The organism is Paenibacillus sp. sgz302191, from assembly GCF_057749925.1.
Genome location: NZ_JBYLHY010000001.1, coordinates 350,378 through 377,056, shown reverse-complemented (window position 1 = coordinate 377,056; position 26,679 = coordinate 350,378). Strand labels below are relative to the sequence as shown.

Here is a 26,679-nt window from a genome sequence, read left to right as displayed (position 1 = left end):
TTAATGGAGTGGCACAAATTGTACTTATCTTGCTGAAAAAACATATAGTCTGATGCTTGGTAGTCTCGACTATCGCCAAAATTGATCTTGCACAATTAAATCACGATTCCTCGCGTTTATGAATGTAAGCTAGAAAGCAGAAAAACTAATAGGCTGTTCTTTGAGCTTACACCTAGTTTTGTATGAATGTTATGTATGTGCTTTCTTACAGTGTTTCTCGAAATATTAATTCCATCAGCGATATTCTTATAATCCTTACCCTCTACCCATAATATGAGAATTTCTTTCTCTCTGACTGTAAGCCCAAAAGGTATTACGATCGTATGAATCTTTTCTCGAAGTTTTTCTGAAACACCTCCCCCCATCTCTTTCCCCCCTTTCTCATACATCTTTACAAACAAAATCTATTGCAACAGATACAACCATCCAAGTGATCATTTCCGGGGCGAAAGCTTCAGGCATCTTCAAAAACTTTTCACCCGTTATCCATTTTCGTGAAATGTAAGCATGAAAGCTCCAAGTAATCAGATCACAGAATCATGATTCGGAAAAATTCGAAAGACCCACTCTCTTCCCACTTGCGATTACAATCCTCTTGAGTAAATTCGAACTTCTTCTCGCACATCGACATATAACGCATTACATGCTTGATCCGATAGTGGGCGCTCTCTAAATGTGGTGATTTTATAGAAAGTAGCGCCCATTCACACTAGAAGTCTAGGTTATTTTTATAATAATTTACATTTCCTGTTGCGCCATAAAGTTTTTCTTCATAGTCAATCACTTTATAATCCATCGAGATAAGAATAAAGGATTGAAGAAGAAAGGAAAATGCAAACACACCAACTAACTCTTCAGCTGTAACATGGAAAATATCCATAACAATCTCCTTATTTTTCATAATGTGGCCTCAGTATACATGATAAAATCCACTATTTGAAACCCTTAAAATAAAACAAGGGGAGGATTTAAAAGGGGAATAAATGAGTTTCAGGGATTTTTATTTAATGAGCACAATAACCCCTTAAACGTCAAACCCACCCGCTAGGCCGCTAGGGTGGGTTTGACGTTTACCATTCTAATGAATTGGGTCCTTTAAAATCGAAAAAAGATTGACATACTACATTCTTGAAGAAAACTCGATTCGGAGTAAACTCACTTAGGATAGAAAAATTTTGAAAAAAGGATATTCGCGAATTTATAGACGGGCACAAATCTACATCCGCGGAATATGTTCAGCTCACCTTGAAGGAGATATTCAAGGATGTGCTGGAGGAAACCCTGAAGGCAGAACTGTACATCCATCTGGACTACAAACACTTTGAGATGGATAAACAGACCACCAACCCGGTATGAGTTACCACCGATCTGAAGCCCATTTGGACGTGCATCCACTTTTTTCACCTATATACCGGAACTTCGCAAACTGATCTACACCATCAAAATTAATCAAGGGGTACCATCGGCAGTTGAGAAAGGTTAACAAGGACAAAAGTATCGCCGCGGCACTATTGTTTGCAAGAGTTCCATTTCAAAGGTTACACTTTTTTCTTGATAGTCTTTATAAATTCTTGGAGCATCAGATGAATTTTTTCATCTTGGCAAGTTGTGCCCCTTTTTCAATACCTTCTCCTTCAACTCCAAGTTTCTTCAATATTTTACTGATGTGTCCTTCTAATGTTTTTTCAACTATTTTATGCTCCCTTTGCTCATTATATCTTTCGAGTAATTCGCGTCGTGGATAAAGATAAGCCAGCATTAACAACTCTCTTTCTATTTTTGTGAAATTACTTCTTTGTTTTTCTAAAGTCATTATTTGTAACTGGAGATGGGCGCTTACCCTGGCAACTAGCTCGTTTTTTGAAAAGGGCTTTGTTAAATAATCATTCCCGCCTGAATCAAATCCAACTATAAAGTCATCAGGGTTACTTTTAGCTGTCAAAAATATAACTGGCAGTTCATCCTTGTTGTACGTTTCACGAATCTTTTTGCAAACCTCATATCCGGATATCCTCGGCATCATTATATCTAGCAGGACCAAATTAATTGAATCACTCTCGATAATCTCCAAAGCTTTTAATCCATCCCGAGCAAAAACAGTATTCCAATCCTGTAAAGCAAAGTGGTTAAATACTACTTGCAAATTAACAGGATCATCGTCAACTACTAAAACGTTGGTATTGTTGGTGCTGGATCTACTCTCGTAGGAGATAGCTATTTCATCTTTCGCAGCATATACCTCCAATTGACTATGTACTCTCCGATCGAAAATGATCTCACTGTGGTTGGGAGAAATCCCTTTGGGCAAAGTGAATGAAAATTTTGATCCTTGCCCTACCTCTGATTCCACATGAATTGAACCACCATGCAGTTCAACAAGATGTTTTGTAATCGCTAGGCCGAGTCCAGTACCCCCTTGTTCTCTTGATTCTGAGCTATCTACCTGTTCAAATGGTTCAAAAATAATTGTAATTTTATCTTGTGGTATCCCTATTCCTGTATCAGCAATTGAAACTTCAATAAACTCGCCAAGTGTTTGAGCAGAAATTTCTATTTTCCCCTCTTGAGTAAACTTTACTGCATTACCGATAAGATTGTACAAAATTTGTTGAACCCGATCCTCGTCAGCATATACATAGATATCGTTTGTAATTTTGTTTTCTAAAATAATATCTTTAGGAAATAGAAGCGGACGAAGAGCTATAAGAATTTCATCAAATAAAATGGAAATATCAAATGACTTTTGATTTATCTGTATATGTCTATGCTTTATTTTCGAAAAGTCAAGTATATTATTTACAAGGGTGTTTAACCTTCTAGCATTAGTTATCACATTGTTTAAATTTTTTTGCACCACATCGTTAATAGGACCACCAATTCCTTCAAGTATGGAATCTGTTATACCAATGATCCCATTTAAAGGAGTCTTCAGTTCATGAGTTGTGATTGCAAGTATATCATCCTTTAACCGATCCATCCTCACGAGTTCTTGGTTAATAATTTGTTGTGCCCTCAATTCCTTCTCATGTTCCTTTGTTCGAATTCGATTATACAACCCCAATAAGCATACTGTTATTATGGCATATAATACATATGCCCATCGTGTCTTCCAAAAAGGAGGGTCAACGACAATCTTCATGGTTAATTGCTTATCAGACCATATCCCATCAATATTGGTACCTTTAATTCGAAGAATGTAATTACCTGCATCTAAATTGGTATAACTTATAAACCTTCTGGTCCCAGCATATACCCAATCTTTATCTAAGCCGTCTAATTTATATGCGTACTGATTCTTTTTCGGATACGTATAGTCAAGTGAAGCAAACTCAACAGAAAATGCGTTTTCCTTATAAGACAAATGAAGTGAATCTGCACAACATTTGATATTTTTATCTTTCACCTCAATATTGGTGAAATTTATAGGAGGAAGGAAAGAACTTTCCATAACTTCCGAAGCATAGAAGCTAATAAAACCACTCACACCTCCAAAAAATATTTCTCCCCTGTTGCTTTTATAATAAGAATTTCCGTTGAATTCATTACTTTGCGATCCATCTCTTACATCAAAGTTTTTAAATGTTTTCCTGTCTGGATCAAACTTGGATATACCAAAATCCGTACTTAACCACAAACTTCCCCCTCCATCAGCAAGTATCCCATACGTAGTATCATTCGGAAGTCCGTCATCTTCGGTAAAAGATGTGAACGTTTTTAAATTTTTATCGAATCGATTTAAACCTCCCCCTGAAGTTCCAACCCATATAGTTCCTTTAGCATCTTCATAAATTGAACGAATACGGTCATGGCTAATACTATTTCGATTATTAGAGTCATGTGTGTAACCAACGGTAGAACCAGCTATTAAATCAAAACAATATAAACCCGAATTAGTCCCGATCCACAATGCTCCGGTTTTATCTTCTAATAAAGAAGTAATCCACGTAGAACCATGTAAAGATTCAGTAGAGAATTCGGTTAAGATTGTACGGTTTGAGTCCAAAGAAAATAAGCCCTCATTCTTAGTACCAATCCATAATATTCCCTGCTTATCTTCATAAAGAACCCGAACGTTATTGAGATGTATTTCATTATTAAGATCATTTTGAAGATGAATGAACTTGTTCGTTTTTCGATCAAAACGATCTAAACCTGTTTGTGTCCCCACATAAATTTCGCCTTTTGAATCCCCCATAATAGTCCAAACATTACCTGAACTAATGCTATCTTCTTCCCTTGGATTATGCTGATAATGTTTAACTTTCCGCCTGGTTGAATCGTATACATTCAACCCCTCTGAGGTACCTACCCACAACTGATTTTCTCCATCTATCCAAAAACTCCATACATTGTTATTGTCAAGTGTATTTGGATTGGAAGCTACATGATAATAATGAGCAAATTTTTCCCTCTCCCCATTAAATTTACCTATACCTGATGTATTTGTTCCAACCCAAACAATTCCTGAACTGTCTTGAAAGATTGATCGAATGTTATCCTCGGGTAGACTGTACAAGTTTACAGGATCGTGAAGGTATTTAATAAAACGTTGTTCGTCAGGAATGAACAGGTTTAAACCCTGATTCGTTCCGATCCATAGCCGACTTTTTGTATCTTCATAGATATACTGTACATGGTTATTACTCAGGCTATCAGGGTTATTCGGATCATTCACATACGACTGGAAAGTACCTGTTAATGGATCGAATTGGTCCAGTCCATTTTCTGTACCGAACCAATACTTCCCACGTATATCTTGGTAAACAACCTCTACATGATTGTCACTTAATTCATGACTTGTTTGTGAGTCGCTTCCATAATAAATAACCTCTTCTGTTTCTGGGTTAAATCTCGTTACCCCTTGATCCTCAGTCGCGACCCATAAAAATCCGTTTCGATCCATAATTAAGTCACTGATTCTATCGGAACTGATGGTATTTGAGTAATGAGGATCAGAGTGATATGTTTTAAATTTCCCCGTCTTCCGATCCAAACGGTTTAACCCATTATCGGTCCCAATCCACATAAATCCTTGTCTATCTTCAGCGATCTCAACAATCATATTCGAGCTAAGTGTATCTACGTTATCTTTATCATTAACATATCGTGTAAAACAATCGTTCCTTTCATCATATTGATTCAACCCTCCATTCAAGGTTCCAATCCATAGTACCCCTGATTTATCGATATACAATGTATTGATCCAATTATCGGAAAGTGAAGTTGGATCATTTTTATCGGACTTGTAGACTTTGAAGTTATAGCCATCAAATCTATTTAATCCATTTTGGGTTGCAAACCATAAAAAACCATTATGGTCTTGTACAATTTTGAAAATGCTATTCTGAGATAGATTAGAGTTTGTAGAATCAATACGCTCAAATTCTTGTTGTATATCCTTCGCCTTGACGGGTTGCTGAATGAAAATTAGGAAACTTATAAAGAAGACAAAAACCATCCACGATTTATTTTTAAACAACTCCCCCACCGTCTCCTTTAAGACTACATTTCATGAAGGTTTTTCTCTACACCCTGTACAATAACTGGTTTCTTGGCGGGGTCAAGCCAGCTCATGATTTTCAGCAAGTCAGATTCAGGCATGGCCGTACACCCAGCTGTACTCTTTCCTTCCCCTCCCCAAACATGAAGAAATATAGCACTTCCTTTACCTGGAATACGCTCAAGGTTATAATTAATTTCAACCGCATAATCATATAGCGTATCTTTTCTCAAAAGGGCTTCTGCCGATTTCCATCTTCCATTAGCTGGACCTTCTTGCCAAGTGTTATAAAAAGAGGAATCAGGGTCATCTACCCAAAAATCATTTTCGTTGGTTTTCCTATAACTTAGTTTTGTTCCAGGATTTTCGTACTTTCCGAATGCCTGACTTAATGTGAACACTCCCTCCGGGGATTTTTTCACATATTCGCTCATATCAGATGTAAATCCGTCTTTACCAATAACTCCTTTCATTAATGGGAACTTCTTATGCCAAATTCCATTTTCTTTCTCAAAAGTCTCAATTTTAACGGAAACTTGATTGTAATCATCTGCAGTCACCACAATTACTTGCTCTGCATTGCCTATCGTTTTCAATTTCTCAACAATCAACTGAGGGATTTTCAGTATACTTATATCACTTGGGGATTGGGGTCTGTTAGCCAATGTCTTATTTTGAAGCTTTTCATGCAAGTTTTTAAGTGTTTGAAGAGCTTCTGCACGAGTCAAATAGTCATCTCCCTTAAATCCTTCTATAGTTGCGGACGTTTTCCCGTTTATTAATCCATGATCTAAAAGATACTTAATAGCATACTTATCCGAATAATTTACCCCTTGAGTTGAAGAAATGATTTCCGCCATAGATTTTCGAGTTATTGCAGCGTTCCGTGAATTTGTTAACGGATAATTTTTCTCTTTTAAATACAAGTAATACTTATCTGACCATGAATTCGATTTGTCAGAGTTCGGAATATCCCCAAAAGACCTCACTAACAGCGCGACAAGCTGTTCTTCCGTAATCGTGTCATCTGGACGAACGGTTCCGTCATCGAATCCGACCGTTATGTTATTTGAAACAGCCCATTCAAATGTAGGGTAGGACCAATGGGTTATATCCAGATCGCGGAAAGCAAGCTTTGAATCAGACGCAAAAGATGTTCCAGGAAAAGAACCCATTAATGATAGTGATAAGAAACAACATAAAATGCGAACGAAAGTAAACGTAAATATCCCTCTCTTCAGATAAAGTTGGTTTCATGCTTTTGATCAAGGGCATCGGTCACCCTTTCACTTCCTCTTCCATGAAAGCGGCAAACGTAATTTCTTTAAATCTTTCTTTCCACGGAGAGATAGCCTGCAAATCAGAAAAAAACTTTTCAGCTTTTTGAAGGCATATCAATTGAACAGTCCGCGAAAATTCGATACATCCAGAGTCGTATATCATCTTTTTAAACTCTTCATTCTCATTCCTCAAAAAGTCGTCTGGAATACTACCGGCATAATAGTTCTGTAATTGACTAAAAGCTGGATCATCCACAGACAACAAATACAACACGGGTAATGTACGTTTCTTCCTCAGCAGGTCACTTTTATCCAATCGAGTCAGATCAGTCATATCATTTTGGATCTGGTGGATAAGTCCGATATAATCTGCCAGTTGGTTTAGATGATTTTTTGCTTCTTCTGTACAATTATCTAATAATAGATAACCCATTAAACAAGCAAGTCTAAAGATAGAACCTGATTTCTCTTGTGTCATCACAAAGTATTCATCCTCAGTAAAAATCGAACTGGTCACATCTTTATGTTGTCCATTGATCGACCTTGAGACAACCTTGCTTATCTCAAGAAGCATCTCCCCAGTGACTTGTAGTTTCCCTAACTCACCAAAAGCTCCCATAAGTAAAGATATAACTGCGTTTAATACCATAGCTTGCGGGCATTGCATCCATAGCTTGCCCTTCTGATCCTGATCCTGTAAATCATCTACAATATTCGAGCACAAAATAATAAGTTCCGTTACTGCCCCTATTCGATGTATATATGGCGAGGAACCTTTTAGCATATAATGCGTACAAATTGTAATCTCTGACCATGAGGGCTTTTCCTGAGCATAATCAGAAATAAATGATTTAATCAACTTGTTCAATTCATCAAAGTAAATATAATCATCAATAATCTGCCCCATGTACAATCTAACGTTTTGTTCCAACTGTTCACCCCTAAGTCCGTACGTTATACTTGCTTTTCAGGAATTTCTCTACCGCTTCCATTTTCGATTTTGCGCCCAGTTTTTCGTAAATTTTCCTCAAATAATTATCAACCGTTCGTTTACTCAAATGAATTTTATCCGCCATTTGCTCATGAGTAGCACCTTGTACCATCATATTCATTAAAAGTATCTCTTCCTCACAAAGTACATCTCTTTCAAGGAAAGTTCCCTCATCTGTTTTACTATACATCGAAAGTGGGATCATTGTGTGATTATCCAGAATACAATTCACCATATTAGTGATTGTCCGCCGGCCCGACTCCTTTGACAAAACACCGCTTACATTAATTTTATTTAATACTGGATAAATTTGTTTTAATTCGACTCCGGTAAAAATAATGACATGAATTTCGGGATATTTACTTTTAATCTGAGTTGCAACCTCCTTTCCAGATTGATCGGGCAATATATAATCTAAAAAAACTAGATCTGGCTTGTCCATTGATACTTGTTTCATACACTGTTCACCGCTACCCGCAACACCAATCACTTCAATTCCATCCATTTCATTCAATAATGATTTTGTTGCCTCTGCAAATAATGGATGATCATCAACAACAAGCGCTTTAACACTCATGCAGACATAACCTCCCTAGTTGGTATCTTAATGAAAAACTTGGAGCCCTGACCTCTCTCTGCAACTAGCTCAAAACAACCATCCATATGCAATACCCGACTTTTTATGTTTTCAAGCCCTAATCCCGTTAATCCACTCTCCTTATTCCGTATTGTCCCAATGCCGTCAAAACCAATCCCATCATCCTCATAAATCAAATTAAAACTTTCGCTATCTTCTGTAAGTTGGAGCCTAACTACTGTCGCCTGCGAATGTTTTTTGGCATTGTTTAGCAACTCTTGAACGATGCGAAAGATATGCCGTTTGGTCAATAAATCCTTATTTTCGATCGATGGAGCATCAAAGTTGAAAACGAGCTCAAAAGGAGTCATGAAAGCCTCTTTCTCCATATACAAATTCAATGTATAGATCAAACCAACATCCTTCAATAAATGAGGATGAAGCTCAAAACAACTTTGCCTCAAACCTGCATTAATCATCTCCAAATAATGAATCATATTATCCATTTGCTTACGATCCTCTTTGCTCATGATATATCTCTCAGTAACAGCGGTAAATCTCCTTTTGAGGAAAAATAAATCTTGCATCGTTGTATCATGAAGATCAGTAGCAATGCGAATCCGCTCTTGTTCCTGCAATTCAAACATAACCTTACGAAACCACTGGAACTCTTGAGCTGCATTTTCATGAGGGATCTGTGAGGCAAATTGCTGCATACCAAATGTTAATTTACGGATCAAATGAACATTTTCTAAACTAACTTCCAAATATGATGTAATCAAGTCTAACCACTGCAGTTCCTCCTTTCCGAGCAGCGTATTTGACTTTTTGCATGTCAACACCAGGTAGCTTGTATACTCTTCGTTTCGGTTCATTTCAATAGAGGTATAAAGAGGATGAGTAGATATTACTGAATTTTTGACAAGCTGTTTAATTTCAGTAATATCTATCTCCCCTTCATAAACGATTTCCATATTGTCCTTATAATAAAACACAATAGCTCCACCCATGACCTGAAGTGTCCCTACAATATCGGTAAGCACACTATCTTTTAGCTCGCGAAAACTTGAGACGGAGACAAGATTTTTAGATATTTTCTTTAGTGCTGATTTCAAAACAAACTTCCTTGGAAAGAAAAATGGTTCAAGCCGAACAGTCATATACTCAGCTCCGTATAAACAAATAGAAACAAGAATCAGTGTCCCGGCAAAGATAAATAATACCTGTTTTTCATCAATTATTTGGCGGAAGAAAATTGCGTACATACCTGTAAACAGACTTGCTGGTATAATTGCAATTAGACACCCAAATAAGAAACGCCGGATAACAAGACCTGTATCGTACAACTGGTTGGAAACAATTAAATAGATAAAAGAAATAGGAAATATTAAAACAAGCCAACTTGCATATAAAGCATTCATAAATTGAATTCCAAAAATTAATTTAGGGATAAAGGAAAATACAATAATTGGCGAAAAAGAAAGCCCTAATGAAACCCCGATGCTTCTAATTATGCTTGAAACATTGGGTTGCTGTTTTCGCGTTTTAACATATAATATTGTAAGAACACTCAAATTCATCAAAAAACCAAAAACAAAAAAGCCTAAAGTCCCAAGGGTATTATAATGATATATAACAAGCATAGGCGGAAAGAAGTATAAACATCTTAAAGAAAATGATAATAAAACAATAGCATATAGCCATTTTAGAGAGTAACCCTGTATTGCTAGCCCCCCTTTTTCCCTAAAAAACACAATCAAAAAATGAAAAAAAAGAACAGGGAGAGCCATAACAAAACTTGAGATTAGCACCTTGCCTAGAGTGTCTCCCCGAACAGAAGCGCCATAACTCATTAAAATGATGGCTCCGGCAAAAAATATAACTGCAAGTAACTTTGCTGACTCAGAACGACGCAATTTAAAAAGAAGAAACATAAACATTGATAGACATATCAATTCTTCCATGATTGGAATTATATCGTGGATGTAGGTACTGTTCTTGTCGAATATGATTTCATGTTCCTGTCCATTCCTTGAAATCAATAATTCTTCAGTTTGCTCGATAACTTTCCATTTCTGAACAAAGGAATTTTCACTAGGAAGGTTGTGGTTAACCCGTTTAACAACATCCCCCAGTTTGATATCCATTTTAGCGCTGGCACTATCTTGGTCAATTTCGGAGATAATCCACTGATGTTGTTGGTTAAGCGTTACTGAGATCCCAATATACGGATAAAAGAAAGTTATAGAGGAACACCACAACTGCAATAGGATAAAAAATAAAATACATAGCCCAACTATATACTTATTTCTCACAATCATCATTCACCACATTCTATTATTTTGTTATACTACATTTAAATAAACTTTCCATGTTAGGGGAAGAGCAACCATGACCAAAATTGAGTTAGCCCCGCAATTGAAATATTACATCCACACATTAAAACGTGCCGAATTAAACCACATCTCTACCATCAAAGAACTACCAGTATCGAAAACTGAGATCGCCGCGGCAGCAAGAACATTTAATCATCCCGTAAACATAAGAACTGAACAATTATTAATAATTAGAAATAACTGGGATTAAATCACAGTATTATTCTACCAAACTAAAGATAAATTGTATAATAATCTTTAGAGGATCAGTATTAGTGCAATGTACCTACATTTAGCAGGACAAAATGATTTACAAGTTGATTCGTTCGCAACCCTATATACACTGAAGTGAACATCATCCCATGGCCGCGTATACTTCCTCCTTCGGAAGAACGGCCTTTTCCCATTTTAACGACTCCTGAGAGAGTACTCGCAATTTTTGTAGCGGAATCTCAGCAAAATGACATAGCGTTTTAATGTTATTGTTTTTGCAAACAATCGAGCATAGCCGGCAAACATAAAGCAGTAGGTTTCACTTGCATTTTTCACCTTCTTATTTTTCCAAGTGTATTTTCAAGTGAATCTGGATAAATCATCGCCTTGTATATCAGCAAGTCCTCGAAAAGAAACATCTTTTCGATATTTTCCGGCAACTCAAGGTGTCTGCCTAAACATTGAAATACTGATTGCGTTATTGGTCTGCCCCAACATTCAAATGAATTCGCAATGTTCAAGTATTTTATAAATAAAAGCAAAGCATGTGGACTACTAAAGACCAACATTATCTCTCATCCCACTATTATGAGAAATCCGAATCTGATTTATATAAGTATTTATTTCAGGAGCGACTTTTCGTAAATACGTTTGACTTACTCCAATATATCGATAAATATCTTTGGAATAAACAAATTCGTTAGTCATCTCCTTGAAATAATTCTCTACTTTCCTTGTTATTGTAGCTCTAAGTTCGCTTAATTTTTGGGTACTCTGCATTTCTTTCATCTTGTTAATATATGTTTCAAAGCCCCATTTATGTAGCGTTTTAGGTGATACACCAATCTTTTGCGAAACAATTTCGGTAGTTATCCTTTTATTTGAATCAATTAATTCTTCACAGGCAGCCAGCAAGTCTTTTTGATACTTATCTTTATCTTTCCTAGGCGCTGGTACATGCCGTTTATGTAATATCAGTTCCTTCATTACAATCGGATGATAGCGGTAACGCAAAAAGTGTTTAGTAGAACCCCAACAGTCCCATTTTGAGATAGTTTCAAGATCGGTATCATTTTTACCACGACTTTGCTCGACAGTAAATTCCTTTAAACGACAATTTAAAAATTTTGGTAACAAGTGTATAATTGGGTGAAACGGACTAATTCCTTGGAGTGATAGCATTTGTTTCCCAGAATCATTTCGCAAAATAAACAAATTCGAAAGTTGTTCTATCAAAAAATCGCCTATAGAAACAACAATTTGTCTCAAGAAGAGCAGGAGCGTATTAAAAGAAATGTTCAAAAGGGGGCTTGGGGTGAGTTGAAAGTTAAACTTGCTCTCCTCTTGTTACCACGAAACTATATTGTTATGAACGATGTAATCTTAGAGGCCACACCGAACAAATTTGCACAGATCGATCATTTGGTACTATGTCCATACGGTATTTATGTACTGGAAAAGGTACTTTTGACATTGATGCGACTAACGAATGGAGACTTGGAGGGAAAAAGGCAGTAAGTAACCCTACAGAACAAAACGCCCTTCATGTCGAACGGTTGAAAATATGGCTGCGTGCTAATTTCCCAGGAGAACCACAGTTCGAAAATAGAATTTTTCCAATGGAGATTTTAAACAATGGGGGAATACGAAAAAATTTCGGAACATCCGAACTTGCTTCTGGAGGCTTCAAGGCTGCCTTCAAAATCATGCTAAATGAAGGCAAGAACTTCAAGGAGGAAGTGCTGCTAAAATTAGCAACAGCAATTAAGCATTCCCAACCTTTAAATCATTGGGACTGGATACATAAGAATTACGCAGGGCTGGAGGATCGGAGAACCGTCACAATTCGCGGCACTAAAAAAGAAGCGGTTGAAATACTAAAGATATATGAAAGCAAAGGGCTTAAAGCGGACTATCCAATGAAGCAATTGGACGCAGACGGGTTGTTATGGGAGCTTAATATAAAGAATCACGTTCAGTATGTAGAACAAATCATGCAGGATCGTATTGCCGGTATACGGATTGATAAGAGACCAATACTACAGTTCTTTTTCAACAAACGCTTGTTTAAACGTATTCGGCTCCCTGTATTTCTAGGAATCCTTGTGTTTTTAACATTTCATTATTCAAGCGCTATTAAAAGCTCGTTTACATCTGTTCATAAATCTCTGAATGAACAGGTAGATAACATTAAAAATAGTGTGGTAACGACTGTAGAAGAAGAATCCCCTGTTGTCATGACGTTTAGCGTAGATGGTGGAGCGACTTATATTAGCATTTTTGATGGTAACAAAGCTGTAGTGGAAAAAACTTTTAAGCAAGGAAGCAAAATTGAGTTCTATAAAAACAAGAAATTTATTGTTTCAGAAGCTGCCGATAGCTCTAAGGAGTTTTCCGTGGAAAACGATGTAATTTCATTTGAAGTTGGCAATGAATATACTACGATTGTTAAGAACGGAAGTAAGCTCGATAAGGCAACTATGAATGCTAAATTTGATTTTAAGCAAAATAATATTATCCGTTAGATTGAGAGGAACATTTTATGTACCGTGAACATTTAAAACGAGCATTGGAATACGTTAAGGGCAGTGGGGCATGGAAGGATCATATAGAGCTTGCAACCAATGCCGCAATAAGGGAAGGGCACCACGAAAAAGCTTTAGAACTCGCACTTGATTTAGCTGACAATTATCCAGAGGGGAGAGACCCTTGGCATAGCTGTATGGAAAGAGCTTTTAATTCTGCTGTAAAGGCAGATCAATTGGGGGAAGCTGGTAAAATCGCAAGAAAAATTGCAACCTTTTACCCGGAGGGCGGCTCTTATTGGAGAGATTGGAAGGAAAAAGCAGAAAAATACAAGCACTTTTAGAATAAACAATATTGGGCTACGCGCCGCTTAACACAGTAGGTAGCCCTCTCTAGCCTAATAAAATGTTAAATGTCTATTCTTGCTGGCACAGTATTCCATACCCTCGGCCAAATTCAAAATGAAGCACCGCCATGAGTTTGAAGACTTTCACGATAACCATTTTGTCTTCTGCAGGGACAATGGGTATCCCTATATCCCGAAAAATATCCTTATCCGCATGGAACGCATACTCAAGAAAACGACGATCAAAAAATCGGCTACACCACATATCTTTCGACACACGCATATCAGTATGCTTGCAGAGGCTGAAATAGATCTCAAAACGGTCATGCGGCGTGTCGGTCATGATGACCCTGACACCACCATGAAAATCTATACTCACGTTACTGAGAAAATGAAAAAGGATGCCAACCAAACGATTAAAATTCACTTTGGTGACATCCTCGGGGCAGTCCTTTTGCAAGAAATGTGATTTTTTCGTGAGTTTCAAACGGCGGACTTCACTTGGAAGCCCGCCGTTGCTTTATTTAAAAGGGTTTTGGCAAGCTGATTACATCATGCCGCCCATTCCACCCATGCCGCCCATGTCTGGCATAGCTGGTTTGTCTTTTTCAGGCTTGTCGGCGATGACAGCCTCGGTTGTCAGGAACATTGCCGCTACGGAAGCTGCGTTTTGCAGCGCGGAGCGCGTTACTTTGGCAGGGTCGACGATGCCTGCTTCGAACATGTTTACCCACTCGCCGGTAGCTGCGTTGTAGCCGATGCCGACTTTTTCGTTTTTCAGGCGCTCAACGATAACGGAGCCTTCTTGACCGGCGTTAGCCGCGATCGTGCGAACAGGCTCTTCCAGAGCGCGCAGGATGATGTTAACGCCTGTTTGCTCGTCACCGGAAGCGGCAACTTTGGCTACGGCGTTGAACACGTTCACGAGGGCTGTACCGCCACCGGAAACGATGCCCTCTTCAACGGCTGCGCGAGTTGCGTTCAGAGCGTCTTCGATGCGCAGTTTGCGCTCTTTCAGCTCGGTTTCAGTCGCTGCGCCAACTTTGATAACGGCTACGCCGCCGGCAAGTTTAGCCAGACGCTCTTGAAGTTTTTCTTTATCGAAATCGGAAGTCGTTTCTTCCAGTTGAGCACGGATTTGCGTGATGCGAGCGCCGATGTCTTTTTTGTCGCCAGCGCCGTCCACGATAATCGTGTTTTCTTTAGTTACGCGAACTTGACGCGCGCTGCCCAGTTGATCAGGAGTTGCGGATTTCAGATCCAATCCCAGCTCTTCCGTGATCACTTGGCCGCCGGTCAATGCAGCGATGTCGCCCAGCATAGCTTTGCGGCGGTCGCCGAAGCCAGGAGCCTTAACAGCTACGCAAGTGAACGTGCCGCGAAGTTTGTTCACAACCAGAGTCGCTTGCGCTTCGCCTTCAACGTCTTCAGCGATGATCAGCAATTGTTTGCCGGATTGCACCACTTTTTCAAGCACAGGCAGGATTTCCTGGATGTTGGAGATTTTTTTGTCGGTGATCAGGATGTATGGGTTGTCAAGGACAGCTTCCATTTTATCCGTATCGGTAATCATGTAAGGGGAAGTGTAGCCGCGGTCGAATTGCATACCTTCTACAACTTCAAGCTCGGTAGCGAAGCCTTTGGACTCTTCAACGGTGATGACGCCGTCGTTGCCCACTTTTTCCATAGCTTCCGCGATCAATTGGCCTACTTCATCGTCAGCTGCGGAAATGGAAGCAACTTGCGCGATGGATTGTTTGCCTTCGATCGATTTGGAGATAGCTTTCAGCTCTTCTACAGCCGCTTTAACCGCTTTGTCGATACCTTTGCGGATAACCATCGGGTTAGCGCCTGCAGTTACGTTTTTCAGACCTTCGCGAATGATCGCTTGAGCCAGAACCGTCGCTGTAGTCGTACCGTCACCGGCAACATCGTTTGTTTTGGTAGCTACTTCTTTAACGAGTTGAGCGCCCATGTTCTCGAAAGCATCTTCAAGCTCGATTTCTTTCGCGATTGTTACGCCGTCATTCGTGATCAGCGGGCTGCCGAATTTTTTCTCAAGAACAACATTGCGGCCTTTCGGACCCAGGGTTACTTTTACGGCATTCGCTAATGCATCAACCCCGCGAAGCATCGCGCGGCGTGCGTCTTCACTGAACTTAATTTCCTTTGCCATGATATAGGAAGCCTCCTTGTATTTATAAATATTTCGAAACCGTCCTCACCAAGCCGGTGACGGAACGGATCCATATACGAAGTAAGTAGCGATTTCGGTAAAAACTTAAGTATACTCTCGAACCGGCGCTGCCGTCAGCGCAGGGCGCTGCTGCAGCTCTATGACTGCTAAATTAGGCTAAAACAGCGAGAATATCGCTTTCGCGCAAGATCAACAGTTCGCGGCCTTCGTATTTCACTTCAGTTCCAGCGTATTTGGAGAAAATAATGCGGTCGCCTTCTTTAACTTCAAGCGGAACACGCACGCCGTCTTTCAATGCACCCGCGCCAACAGCTAATACTTTGCCTTCTTGCGGTTTTTCTTTAGCTGAATCCGGCAGCACGATGCCGCTGGCAGTTGTCTCCTCTTTCGCAATGGCTTCAATGACTACGCGATCACCTAACGGTCTGATCATGGAAAAATAGCCTCCTTTAGAAATAGGTATTGGATATGTTTCAAGCTTATTAGCACTCGAATGTGTTTAGTGCTAACAACAATTCTTATGATAATCATTCCAGAAGCATTTTGCAAGTCTTTTTACACATTTTTCACTTCTTGGGGCACCCCCCTCATTCTATCCAAAGCGGATGCAAATATTCTTCGCCGCGAGAAAATTCATAGGATTCTGGCGGGCGGAGTTACTGCAGAACCCGGTTCCCGGCAAAAAGTCCGCGGGTCCTTGCCGCCCAGCCCCCTTAAGCGCCAAAAAACAGCCTGCGGCAAACCGCAGACTGTCGTTATTTAGGGCCGTATTCCTTTTCCCACTCAGCATCTTTCGCGAGCTGCTTCCGATGAATAATTCCCGATAAAAACACGCTGAACTCATACAAAATGATAAGCGGCACCGCAACCAGGATCGCTGAAATCGCATCTGGAGGCGTAATGACGGTGGCCAAAATAACGAGCACCATGTAAGCGTAGCGCCGGAATTTGTGCAGCCGTTTCGGGTTCAGCAGGCGGATTTTGGTCAAAAACATCACCACAATCGGCAGCTCGAACAACAGCGCCAGCGGCAGGATGATGTTGAACATGAAAGAGAAATACTGTGCGGCCCCGTACAGCTCGGTAATTTCCAGGCTTTTGCTGATGGAAGACGTAAAGTAAAAAGCCATCGGAAACACGACGAAATAGCCGAAGGCAATCCCCACCAAAAACAGCAGAAACGCCGCAGGAATGTAAATAATCGAAGCTTTCTGCTCAATTTCGCTCAAGCCGGGCTTAACGAAAGCCCAGATATGATAAAGCGCGACAGGCAAAGTGACCAGAATGCCTACGGCCAGGCCAAAATTCATGTATAACCGCAGCGCATCCCACGGCGAAAAGATGTTCCAGCCGATGCCGCTGGCCGGGGGAATATTTTTGAGAAAGCGAATGATCGGTCTGGCGCAAATAAGTCCGACTACCATGCCGAGCACCAGTACGACCAAAACCCAGATGATTCGCTTGCGAAGCTCGCTCAAATGCTCGACGAGCGACATTTCTTCATTCGTTGTCATGTGTCCACCAACCTAACCTTTGTGAAGCGAACGGTCTGCCCGCTCACTTAATCCCCGACAGCCCCGGCTTAGTCCGGCAGCCGCCGCGACGGGCCCGGCACGTCCGCTTCTTTGCGCGCGGACTCGGCTTGCGGCCCTTGCGGCGCCTGCCCGCCGACGGCTTCAATAACGTCGGATTTAACCGCCGTTTCCTGCCCCGGCGCCGTTTTTACGTCATTCATCAGGTCGCGCGTCCCTTTTTTGAACTCGCTGATCGTCCGCCCTATCGCCCTGCCAAGTTCCGGCAGCTTTTGCGGACCGAACAGCAGCAGCCCGACGATCGCAATCAGCAGCAGCTCGGTAAATCCGATATTTTGAAACATATCGCTTCATCTCCATCTATTATGCTTAACTTGCTTTCAGAACCGAGAAGGTTGGACGATAATCGGAGAAGGAGGAACGGAGTGCAGTGATTTGCTGCATGAGTACCGGACTTCCCGATTTCGTTCAAGATTCGATGCCGAGTAATCCCTCGGATTTAGCTTCGTTATCAAAGCCGGCTCTTTAAACATCCGCTAACATTGGTAAAAGCCGCCGTAGCCCATCTCGGCGATGTCTTGGCGCACAATCTCTTCGCCGGCGCAGATGCGCGGCAGAAGCACGTCAAAGGACGTGTACGGGTCGTGCATCACGCAACCCGGCAGTCCCATAACCGGCAGATCGCCCAGATAGGCGATCATCAGCATCGAGCCCGGCAGCATCGGCGTGCCGTAGCTGACCACACGGGCCCCGGCCTGCTTGATCGCGCCCGGGGTACGATCGTCAGGGTCCACGGACATGCCGCCCGTGACCAGGATCAAATCCGCGCCCTCCGCCTGGAAAGCGCGGATTTCGCGAACAATCGCCTCGCTGTCGTCCGGAACGAAGCGTTGGTCCACGACCTCGGAGCCGAGCGCGGCGACCTTGGCTTTGACAACCGGGCCGAATTTATCTTCGATTCGGCCCTTGAACACCTCGCTGCCGGTCGTAATGACGCCGACACGCAGCCGGCGAAACGGCTTGACCTCGACCAAAGCCGCGCCTTCCGCCCGCCGCTCCGCAGCGAGCCGCTCGATTGCCTCGATCTTCGCTTCCTCGACGATCAGCGGAATGACGCGCGTCCCGAGCAGCGAAGCGCCGGCCTGCACGACCGTGTTCGTCCGAATCGTCGACATGACGATCTGATCTATCGCGTTCACGCGATCGATAAAAGCACGATCGATTCGCGCCAATCCGTGAATCGCCGACTTCACGTTCACTTTGCCTTCGTGCGGCTCCGTCAGCGTCACGTTCGCTCCCTGAACCGCCCGCGCCATGCGCAGGGCGGCTTCATCCTCATGGAGATAGCCGGGCTCAAGCTCCATCGCATAGATGTGCTCCTTGCCTATGCTCAGGAGCGCGGGAATGTCCCCTTCGCTGATTTGATGCCCTTTGCGAAAGAGGCGGCCTTTGAATTCGCCCGGCAAAATTTGCGTCAAATCGTGCGGCAGGATCATCCCGACCGCATCTTCCACTTTGACTTCACGAAGCATGCCATCCACTTTGCTCAACCGTGATCACCCTCTTTGCCGGTCAAAATGCCGAGTGCATGCGGCAGCTGATCGATAATCGCCATCAAATTTTCCTGCACGCCCTTCGGGCTTCCCGGCAGATTAATAATGAGCGTCCGCCCCCGAATGCCGGAGACGGCCCGCGAAAGCATCGCCCTGGGCGTCCGCTGCATCGAAACCATCCGCATCGCCTCGGCGAATCCCGGCGCGACGCGGTCAACTACGTTCAAGGTCGCCTCCGGAGTGACATCCCGGGGAGCGAGCCCCGTCCCTCCGGTGGTCAGAATGAGGTCAGCCTGATAATAATCGGTCATTTCAATCAAAGAAGCCATAATTTCATCCATTTCATCCGGCACTACCCGATACTCGATGATTTCCCCCTGAATCTCTTCTTCGACCAGTTCGCGAATTACCTGTGCGCTTGTGTCTTCTCTCTCTCCCCGGTAACCGCGATCACTGGCTGTCAAAATCGCAACCTTCCAGCTCATCCTCTGTCACCTCTCCCTTTATCGATCGCTGCGGTGAAAGTCCCCGTTCTTGCCTCCCGTTTTGCTGATCAACATCGTGGGGCCGATCACCATGTCCTTTTCCACCGCTTTGCACATGTCATAGACCGTCAGCGCCGCCGCCGATACGGCAGTGAGCGCCTCCATCTCGACTCCGGTCTGGCCGGTCGTACGCACGGTTGCTTCTATGTATAATTCATTCAAACCGTTGTCGCCAAAAACGATGTCAATGCCGGTGAGCGGAATCGGATGGCACATCGGAATCCAGTCCGCCGTTTTTTTCGCCGCCATAATGCCCGCTACCTGGGCTACGGCGAGCACATCGCCTTTTTTCAGCTTGCCCTGTTTGATCAAATCCAGCGTCTCAGGCTTCATGATGATGGCGGAACGCGCCGTTGCAGCTCGCTTTGTCTCCGCTTTATCGGAAACGTCGACCATCCGCGCCCGTCCCTGCTCGTTAAAATGGGTCAAATCCGGAGATTCGCTCAGCGCACTCACCTCAATCTTTTATGATTTAAACATTTGTCTGCTTTCGGTTACAAGACAGTCCACCCGAAAATCGTGCCAGGAAGAAGGCACCTGGGGAATCAGCTGAATATCGAAAGCGGCGGCAACCGCCAAAGGCCGTTTCAACCCGCGTGCGGCAAACAACTGCATGAAGCGGTCGTAGTAGCCGCCGCCGTAACCAAGCCTGCCATAATCCGTATCGAAAGCGAGTCCCGGCACCAAAATCATCGAGATGACGGACAAATCGTGCTCTACCGCCAAATGCGGGCGGGGTTCCCTGAGGCCGTATGCGCCTTTTTCCAAATCATCCGGGCTTTGTACGACATGCAGATTCATCGTTTTCGTATCGGCAGCCACTCTCGGCAGCAAAACGCGGATTCCGTTGTCCCAGCACCAGGCCATAAGCGGAGCAATATCGGGTTCAGTACGAAACGGCATATAAGAAAGCAGCGTCGGAACGCGGGAAGCCGGTTGATTGCCGTCCGCCCCTTTCAGCTTGTCCTCACACAGCGCGACGAGGCGCTCATGGATGCGTTGCTGCTTCTCTTTGCGCTCCTCGGGCGTCAGGGAGGCGCGCTTCGCTTCAACGGCCTTGCGCAGTTCAATTTTCCGCTCTCGGATGTTCATAGATGCTCAGTCCTTCACTAAAGAGGAGTGGTTTCCCTCATTTTAACATAAACAAGAAAAAAAACTACACTCGTACCCCGAAGCCCGCCGAAACCGCCTCCAGCAGGCAAAATAGCGCATGGCCGAAACCGTGTCCGGGCAAATCCGGCTTACGACGCGCCGCAGAAATGGTGTATACTAATAAATTGACGGCATTATTACTCAAGCAGGAGGCAAGAGGCAGGATGTTATTGCAAGTATCGAACTTATCCAAAAGTTACGGCGTACGCTCCGTGCTTTCCAATATAACGCTGCAGATTGAAAATAAAGAGCGCATCGGCCTGGTCGGAGTCAACGGCGCGGGCAAATCGACGCTGCTGCAAATCATCGCTGGCGAGATATCCTACGACAGCGGCGAACTGTTCAAGGCGAAGGAAACCAAAATCGGCTACTTGCGCCAAAACAGCGGCTTGAACACGGACAAATCGATATGGAACGAGCTGCTCGGCGTTTTCGCGGGACTGCTGGATGCGGAAAAAGAGCTGCGCGAGCTGGAAGCGTCCATGGCCGACCCCGATCTCGCAGCCGACGAGAAAAAATACGAAGCTACCATGAACCGCTACGCGCAAAAATCCGAGTGGTTCCGCGAGCAGGGCGGATACGAGATCGAGGCGAAAATCCGCGGTATTTTGCACGGTATGGGCTTCGGGCAGTTTCCGCCGGAGACGAAAGTGGCGACGCTCAGCGGAGGGCAAAAAACCCGGCTCGCCTTGGCCAAAATGCTGCTCGAAGAGCCCGATCTGCTGATGCTCGACGAGCCGACGAACCATCTGGACATCGCCACGCTGACGTGGCTGGAAGGCTATTTGCGCGGATATCCGGGCGCGATTCTCGTCGTATCGCATGACCGTTTCTTTTTGGACGCGCTTGTCACTTCCATTTATGAAATCGAGCGGCACGCTTCCAGGCGGTATACAGGCAACTACTCGCGCTTCATTGAAATCAAGGCGGCCGACTACGAAATCCAAATGAAGCAGTACGAAAAGCAGCAGGAAGAAATCGCCAAGCTGGAGGATTTTGTCCAGCGCAATATCGTCAGGGCTTCCACGACCAAAAGAGCGCAAAGCCGCCGCAAAACGCTCGAAAAAATGGAGCGTCTCGACAAGCCGCTGGGCGATTTGAAGCGGGCTTCGTTTTCTTTTGAAATCGAGCAGACCTCGGGCAAAGAGGTGCTGCAGGTTGACGGCCTGGCGCTTTCCTACGGCGGGAAAAAGCGGCTGGCGGACAATATCTCCTTCCACCTGCGCCGCGGGGAAACCGCCGCTTTGATCGGGCCGAACGGCATCGGCAAATCGACGCTGCTCAAGACGCTGATCGGACAGCATGCGCAGGATCAGGGCGGCCTGAAATGGGGCGCGAATGTGACGATCGGCTATTACGACCAGGAGCAAACCGGCCTGAATCCGGCCAACTCGGTGCTGGGCGAAGTCTGGAACGCCTACCCGAATCTGGAGGAAGCGCGCATTCGCACGGTGCTCGGCAGCTTTCTTTTTAGCGGTGAGGACGTGTTCAAAAAAGTGTCCGCCCTGAGCGGCGGCGAGAAGGCAAGAGTCGCGCTGGCCAAGCTGATGCTGCAAAAAGCGAACGTGCTCATTCTCGACGAGCCGACGAACCATCTCGATCTGTACAGCAAGGAAGTGCTGGAATCGGCCCTCATCGATTACGAAGGAACGCTGCTGTTCATTTCCCATGACCGCTATTTCCTGAACAAAATGGCGGAAAGCATGCTGGAGATGACCCCTGCCGGCATCCACACATATTTGGGCAACTACGACGACTACGTGGAAAAAAAGGCGGAGCTGGCCGAAATGGAAGCGAAGCGCCTGGCCAAAGAGGCCGAGAAGAAAAGCGCCGCCGCCGGAGGAAGCTCCGCGGGCTCAGGTGCAGGCGCAGGCGGCAGCTACGAAGCCGACAAGCAGGCTAAGCGCGAAGAACGCAACCGCCAGCGCAGGCTTGAACAGCTGGAGCAGGACATCGCCCGGCTGGAAGAAGAAATCTCGGCGGTCGAAGCCGAGCTGGCCGATCCGGACGTGTACAACAATTACGTGCTCGTGCAGAAGAAAACGGCAGCGGCCGAGCTGAAAAAAAGCGAGCTCGCCGCCTGCTATGAAGAATGGGAGACGCTGCTGGTCTAGTAAGTCTGTACGATGTACAAAAGTAACTCCCTCGGTCGGACTCCCAGGCATCCGGCGGGCAAAAAATCGCCGCCCCTGCGGGCCCCTGAACAGAAAGCCTGCAAAAGTGCAGCTTTTTACTCACTGATGCGCTGGTTTCCGGGAATTCCTGCAAATGTGCAGTTTTTTCGCTAAAATTCGGGGCTTAGGCCCGGTATGATCGGGAATTTCCTGCACAATTGCAGGCTTTTCCTCCAGACGGGCTGCATTCACGGATAAAGCCTGCACTTTCGCAGGCTTTTGTAAAACCCCCGCGTCAGAGGCGATAACCACAATTTGCTTGACTGCACGAAGAAAACCTGCAAAAATACATGAATTTGCGTCCTTGATCGCTGTCCACGAACAATTCCTGCAAAAGTGCAGGCTTTTCAGCGGGGACATGGGCTCAGGTTCACTTTTAGCGAAAATTCCTGTACTTTCGCAGGATTTTCGCCAAAATACGCCAATTTCGGATAAAAAACCTGCACTTTCGCAGGTTTTTTCCCTATCACGATGTCTCCCGCCCATTTTGTTCAGTTCCGCGATCTCACAAGGAGAGGTGCGCGCCCGGAAAAAGTGGCTGTCCCTCAAATTAGGGCCTCACTGTTTCCCGTAGCCCTAACTGAGTATTGCGGCTTTCTCAACATGCCTGACTTTCGCAGGTTTTCTCCCTGTCCAGCCTCTTCATGCTCTCTCGATGTGCAGCGCCGCAACCTGCGCGAGAGAGGTTCGCCCCTCCGGTTCCTCTAACACATCACTTTCTCAACAGCCTGAAATTTGCAGGCTTTTAGTCGAGGCAAGCCTATCCAGCAGCAAAAGGATGATAAACCGGCGACGGCGGCATGGGTGGCGCCCGGCGGCATGGCGGGCTGTTGCAGCAATTCTCCGCACTGCCAAGGAGATGAGCCGGCTCTAGCCGGCGAGTCTTGCTGCAGGCCCGCTGGCGGAGTCGGGCGGGCGGAGCTCCAGCTCCTGCAGGCGCAGCAGGAGCATCGGCACCGCGACGTAGACGATCATCGTCGCCGCCGCCACGATGCCGGAGTCGTTGAGCAGCAAAGCTGCTACGGCTCCGAGCGTATTGGCCGAGAACCCGTACATCCAGTACGGGTATTGGCGCTGCCACAGCATAAGCCGCCCACGGGGGCGCAGCACCAGCACCGCCATCACGAACAGGCTCGTGATGAGCACTTTGCTCCATGCGGATGCGCCGATCAGGTGCACGTTCATCCGCAGCTTGCGCACGATCAGCTCGCCGAGCCGATCGAATTGCCCTGCGCGCAGCGCGTCGAACGCGCGCCCGACATGGCTCTCCCGCGCGGCGGCCGCGGGAGAATCAGCGCTGTTGAGCAGCCACAGCGCGGCAAACCCCAGCGCGAGCAGCGCTGCCAGCAGGACCGCCGTCCTGCCGGGGCGCAGCTCGCGCCAGCGGCCGCCGGCGAAGCAGCGCGCGCCGGCTGCGCCGAAGGCGACCGCGGCGCTCAGAGCGCCGCCCGCGTTCGCGCCGAGTGACGGTGCCGCCAGGCACGCCGTCACGAGCAAGAACGCCGCGCCGGCTAGCCAGGCGGCGGCGGAACCCCCGCGCGCCGCCGCGGGCCGGGCCTGCTCGGCTGCGGCGGCGCTTTCCCGCTCCGCGAGCGTGCGCGGAGCTTCCGCAAGGAGCCCGGGCGCAGCGGGCTCCGGCCGCTCGTGACGGCGCTGCAAAGCCGCCGTCACGCCGAGGACGAGGGCGCCGATCAGGACGCCCATGTACTCGTTGCCGATGCCGTAGTAGCGGGCGCCGATCATCGGATCGTAGCCGAGCACGGAAGCTTTCATCGCGTGCGCGTCCGTCATGCCGTCCGCCGTAATCAGGGCGGCCGTGCCGCATCCGAGCGCGATCATGGCGCCGGATAAACTTCTTTTTTCCAGCGCGTACGACAGTGGCAGCAGAACCGCGGCAAATGCCGCTGCAAGCCAGACCATGGCCCCGCTCGCTCCAGCCGCTGCGGCCAGCGGCCCAACCGCATAGCCCATAAGCAGCAGAACGCCAGGTGCAGCCAGCACAGTCATTAACGCTGTCCGAATCAAGCGGCGCACCTTCAAGCCTCGTCGAACGATTTTTGCGTGCACGAGAGCAATATACAGCAGGCTGACCAGCAGCACGGCAATTTCATAGGAGGCAAACGGATACAGCAGCAGCGGCCGCAAGCGGTACACTGTTTGAATGCCGGAGAGCTGATCCAGCAGCTTCGGCAGCGACCGCCCCTCTTCACGCACGGTAACCGCTTGACCCGTCACTCCGGCCCCTTCCCGGACGCCGAACTCCTCCAACAAAGAGGCAGTGAAGTCCTGATACGTAACGATCCCCGTTCTCCGGGTCGATTCCGAAGCCAGCAATCCTCCCGTTCCCCCCGGGGAATAGCGAATAAGCGGAGACAGCAGCAGCTTGTCTTTGGCGGCATCGCGCCCCACCTCGGGCGAGAACATCCACAAATGCATTCCCGCATCCATACGCCCAACCAGTTCACCCAAAAAAGCATCGATCTCCGACAACACTTCCCGCTGAAGATCCCGAAACCGCTCCTCTCCGTAGCTCCCTTTATCCGTGTACAATCTGTACAAGTCTCCCAGTTCAAGCAGCGTCACGCCGAAGAGTGGGGGTTGTGGGGGTTGCGGGTTTCGCGGGTTTTGCGGATTTTGCAGGTTTTGCAGGTTTTCCCGGTTTTCCGGGCTTTCAAGCCTTTCCAAGCTTTCCGGGTTTTGCAGGTTTTGCAGATTTTTCCGATTCTCCGCCGGAACCGCCTTATTTGCGGCCATGCCGTTCTCTTGCTCCCAGTCTTTAAGCAGTTGTGGATAATTGCTTTTCACGCCGAACGGTCTGTCCACAGCTTCCGTCAGGGTTTCTTCCCCGACTTGTCCGCTGTCCACAGCGCCATTAGCGTCCATGAGCATAAGCGCCGCGTATCTCCGCAGCTTTTGCTCGTCCCGGCCTGCTGCGCCCAGATCGCTGCTGCCGAATACGGATCGGCGGACGCCTTGGCTTTTGAGCAGCCCGCCTAAAGTTCCTGCCGCGCTTTCCGCAAATTGGCCTTTGTTCGCCTTGTGGAGCATGCCGATTTTGGGCACGAGCAAGCCGCCGCTTGTTTCCGCTCCGGACCGCCCCGAGTATCGCAGCAGCAAATCCGCCGCATTCGTTCCCTGCCACGCCTGAGAGGCCTCTAGCGCCTGCGCTTCAACGGACCCGACAGCCGTTTGGCCGGCCCCGATCGATGCGTACACATCCTGCATCCTTCTGTTCGGCGTACGAATATTCATCGCTCCGACCGCAGCCTGATCCAGCAATCGGGCAAGATGGGGAAGTGCGGATAACCGTTCCGGCTGCAGCTCCAAAAAGGAAAATCCCGGTATCGAAACGACCGTGACCTGTTTTGCCATACACCCCCCTTGCCCGGCCCAGTCCGTACGATCAACCGGTTGGACCGTGACTGCGGCTGCCGCTGGGGATGCATTCAGCAATAACATGGCGATGCCGGCAAGCAAAGCTCGGTTTCGGCATTTCATGCGCATGTCCCCCCGTTTTTTCATATAGCATTTTCATCCAAAAGCCAACATATTCGCAGCGGCACGCCTCGGCCTGACCCGCCCTGTGGGATTATTCACTTTTCCACATCTTTATGCACAAAAAAAAGAGGCATCATATGCCTCTAAATCAAGCTTTTTTTGCTTTCTCCACATTTTTATCCACATTATTCACAAAAATCTGTGAGAAAGTTATTCTTTT

The 26,679-nt window shown here is 45.9% G+C and carries 24 protein-coding genes; 6 read left to right on the top strand and 18 right to left on the bottom strand.

The window, feature by feature from the left end; translation table 11 throughout:
- Positions 1–116: 116 nt before the first annotated feature.
- From AC3G2T_RS01585 to AC3G2T_RS01555, 7 genes are all read right to left on the bottom strand, one after another.
- On the bottom strand, positions 117–365 hold the full coding sequence (locus AC3G2T_RS01585) for a helix-turn-helix transcriptional regulator (RefSeq protein WP_488434294.1): 249 nt from the start codon (positions 363–365) through the stop codon (positions 117–119).
- Positions 366–709: 344 nt separating this feature from the next.
- Positions 710–901, bottom strand: coding sequence for a hypothetical protein (locus tag AC3G2T_RS01580; protein WP_488434293.1), 192 nt, complete (start codon positions 899–901; stop codon positions 710–712).
- A gap of 678 nt (positions 902–1,579) precedes the next feature.
- Positions 1,580–5,479: a two-component regulator propeller domain-containing protein gene (locus AC3G2T_RS01575; protein ID WP_488434292.1), complete on the bottom strand. Its 3,900-nt coding sequence runs from the start codon at positions 5,477–5,479 to the stop codon at positions 1,580–1,582.
- Between the two features lie 23 nt (positions 5,480–5,502).
- The gene (locus AC3G2T_RS01570) at positions 5,503–6,675 is read right to left on the bottom strand and encodes an S-layer homology domain-containing protein (RefSeq protein WP_488434291.1); all 1,173 of its coding nucleotides are present in this window, start codon (positions 6,673–6,675) and stop codon (positions 5,503–5,505) included.
- Between the two features lie 103 nt (positions 6,676–6,778).
- The gene (locus AC3G2T_RS01565; RefSeq protein WP_488434290.1) at positions 6,779–7,711 is read right to left on the bottom strand and encodes a polyprenyl synthetase family protein; all 933 of its coding nucleotides are present in this window, start codon (positions 7,709–7,711) and stop codon (positions 6,779–6,781) included.
- A gap of 10 nt (positions 7,712–7,721) precedes the next feature.
- Positions 7,722–8,348, bottom strand: coding sequence for a response regulator transcription factor (locus tag AC3G2T_RS01560; protein ID WP_488434289.1), 627 nt, complete (start codon positions 8,346–8,348; stop codon positions 7,722–7,724).
- Positions 8,345–10,672, bottom strand: a complete 2,328-nt coding sequence (locus AC3G2T_RS01555; protein WP_488434288.1) for a sensor histidine kinase — start codon at positions 10,670–10,672, stop codon at positions 8,345–8,347. Before AC3G2T_RS01555 ends, AC3G2T_RS01560 begins: the two co-directional genes overlap by 4 nt.
- A 67-nt stretch (positions 10,673–10,739) precedes the next feature.
- Here AC3G2T_RS01555 and AC3G2T_RS01550 point away from each other — a divergent pair, with 67 nt between their 5' ends.
- Complete coding sequence (locus AC3G2T_RS01550) at positions 10,740–10,934, top strand: hypothetical protein (protein ID WP_488434287.1); 195 nt, start codon at positions 10,740–10,742, stop codon at positions 10,932–10,934.
- Positions 10,935–11,491: 557 nt separating this feature from the next.
- Here AC3G2T_RS01550 and AC3G2T_RS01545 read toward each other — a convergent pair.
- On the bottom strand, positions 11,492–12,172 hold the full coding sequence (locus AC3G2T_RS01545; RefSeq protein ID WP_488434428.1) for a hypothetical protein: 681 nt from the start codon (positions 12,170–12,172) through the stop codon (positions 11,492–11,494).
- Between AC3G2T_RS01545 and AC3G2T_RS01540 the strand changes: the two genes are divergently transcribed.
- The 4 genes from AC3G2T_RS01540 to AC3G2T_RS01525 all read left to right on the top strand — a co-directional run bounded on the left by AC3G2T_RS01540 (position 12,119) and on the right by AC3G2T_RS01525 (position 14,277).
- The gene (locus tag AC3G2T_RS01540) at positions 12,119–12,454 is read left to right on the top strand and encodes a nuclease-related domain-containing protein (protein WP_488434286.1); all 336 of its coding nucleotides are present in this window, start codon (positions 12,119–12,121) and stop codon (positions 12,452–12,454) included. The genes AC3G2T_RS01545 and AC3G2T_RS01540 overlap by 54 nt on opposite strands.
- Entirely contained in the window at positions 12,367–13,461 is a 1,095-nt protein-coding gene (locus AC3G2T_RS01535; RefSeq protein WP_488434427.1) for a hypothetical protein, read from the top strand. Before AC3G2T_RS01540 ends, AC3G2T_RS01535 begins: the two co-directional genes overlap by 88 nt.
- Positions 13,462–13,478: 17 nt before the next feature.
- Positions 13,479–13,805 carry a hypothetical protein gene (locus tag AC3G2T_RS01530; RefSeq protein ID WP_488434285.1) on the top strand — a complete coding sequence of 109 codons (327 nt, stop codon included), beginning with the start codon at positions 13,479–13,481 and terminating at the stop codon, positions 13,803–13,805.
- 118 nt (positions 13,806–13,923) lie between these two features.
- Entirely contained in the window at positions 13,924–14,277 is a 354-nt protein-coding gene (locus AC3G2T_RS01525; RefSeq protein WP_488434423.1) for a tyrosine-type recombinase/integrase, read from the top strand.
- Between the two features lie 78 nt (positions 14,278–14,355).
- Here AC3G2T_RS01525 and groL read toward each other — a convergent pair whose 3' ends face one another.
- The 8 genes from groL to AC3G2T_RS01485 all read right to left on the bottom strand — a co-directional run bounded on the left by groL (position 14,356) and on the right by AC3G2T_RS01485 (position 20,727).
- Entirely contained in the window at positions 14,356–15,984 is a 1,629-nt protein-coding gene (gene groL / locus AC3G2T_RS01520) for a chaperonin GroEL (RefSeq protein WP_488434284.1), read from the bottom strand.
- 172 nt (positions 15,985–16,156) lie between these two features.
- Positions 16,157–16,438, bottom strand: coding sequence for a co-chaperone GroES (groES, locus tag AC3G2T_RS01515; RefSeq protein WP_474683924.1), 282 nt, complete (start codon positions 16,436–16,438; stop codon positions 16,157–16,159).
- A gap of 322 nt (positions 16,439–16,760) precedes the next feature.
- Positions 16,761–17,519, bottom strand: coding sequence for a twin-arginine translocase subunit TatC (gene tatC, locus AC3G2T_RS01510; RefSeq protein WP_474683923.1), 759 nt, complete (start codon positions 17,517–17,519; stop codon positions 16,761–16,763).
- A 68-nt stretch (positions 17,520–17,587) separates the two neighbouring features.
- Positions 17,588–17,881, bottom strand: a complete 294-nt coding sequence (locus AC3G2T_RS01505; RefSeq protein WP_488434283.1) for a twin-arginine translocase TatA/TatE family subunit — start codon at positions 17,879–17,881, stop codon at positions 17,588–17,590.
- Between the two features lie 192 nt (positions 17,882–18,073).
- Positions 18,074–19,069: a molybdopterin-binding protein gene (locus tag AC3G2T_RS01500; RefSeq protein ID WP_474684109.1), complete on the bottom strand. Its 996-nt coding sequence runs from the start codon at positions 19,067–19,069 to the stop codon at positions 18,074–18,076.
- Between the two features lie 14 nt (positions 19,070–19,083).
- A complete protein-coding gene (mog, locus tag AC3G2T_RS01495) occupies positions 19,084–19,575 on the bottom strand; it encodes a molybdopterin adenylyltransferase (RefSeq protein WP_474683921.1) in 492 nt (163 codons plus the stop codon).
- 18 nt (positions 19,576–19,593) lie between these two features.
- Positions 19,594–20,091, bottom strand: coding sequence for a cyclic pyranopterin monophosphate synthase MoaC (moaC, locus tag AC3G2T_RS01490; protein ID WP_488434282.1), 498 nt, complete (start codon positions 20,089–20,091; stop codon positions 19,594–19,596).
- A 9-nt stretch (positions 20,092–20,100) separates the two neighbouring features.
- Positions 20,101–20,727, bottom strand: coding sequence for a 5-formyltetrahydrofolate cyclo-ligase (locus AC3G2T_RS01485; RefSeq protein ID WP_474683919.1), 627 nt, complete (start codon positions 20,725–20,727; stop codon positions 20,101–20,103).
- A 224-nt stretch (positions 20,728–20,951) separates the two neighbouring features.
- On the opposite strand from AC3G2T_RS01485, the gene AC3G2T_RS01480 reads away from it, so the two are divergent.
- The gene (locus AC3G2T_RS01480) at positions 20,952–22,901 is read left to right on the top strand and encodes an ABC-F family ATP-binding cassette domain-containing protein (protein WP_474683918.1); all 1,950 of its coding nucleotides are present in this window, start codon (positions 20,952–20,954) and stop codon (positions 22,899–22,901) included.
- Between the two features lie 120 nt (positions 22,902–23,021).
- Here the strand turns inward: AC3G2T_RS01480 and AC3G2T_RS01475 are convergent, their stop codons facing one another.
- Together AC3G2T_RS01475 and AC3G2T_RS01470 are read right to left on the bottom strand one after the other, a co-directional pair.
- A complete protein-coding gene (locus tag AC3G2T_RS01475) occupies positions 23,022–23,510 on the bottom strand; it encodes a hypothetical protein (RefSeq protein WP_488434281.1) in 489 nt (162 codons plus the stop codon).
- A 321-nt stretch (positions 23,511–23,831) separates the two neighbouring features.
- Positions 23,832–26,459, bottom strand: coding sequence for a hypothetical protein (locus AC3G2T_RS01470; RefSeq protein ID WP_488434280.1), 2,628 nt, complete (start codon positions 26,457–26,459; stop codon positions 23,832–23,834).
- Positions 26,460–26,679: the final 220 nt, after the last annotated feature.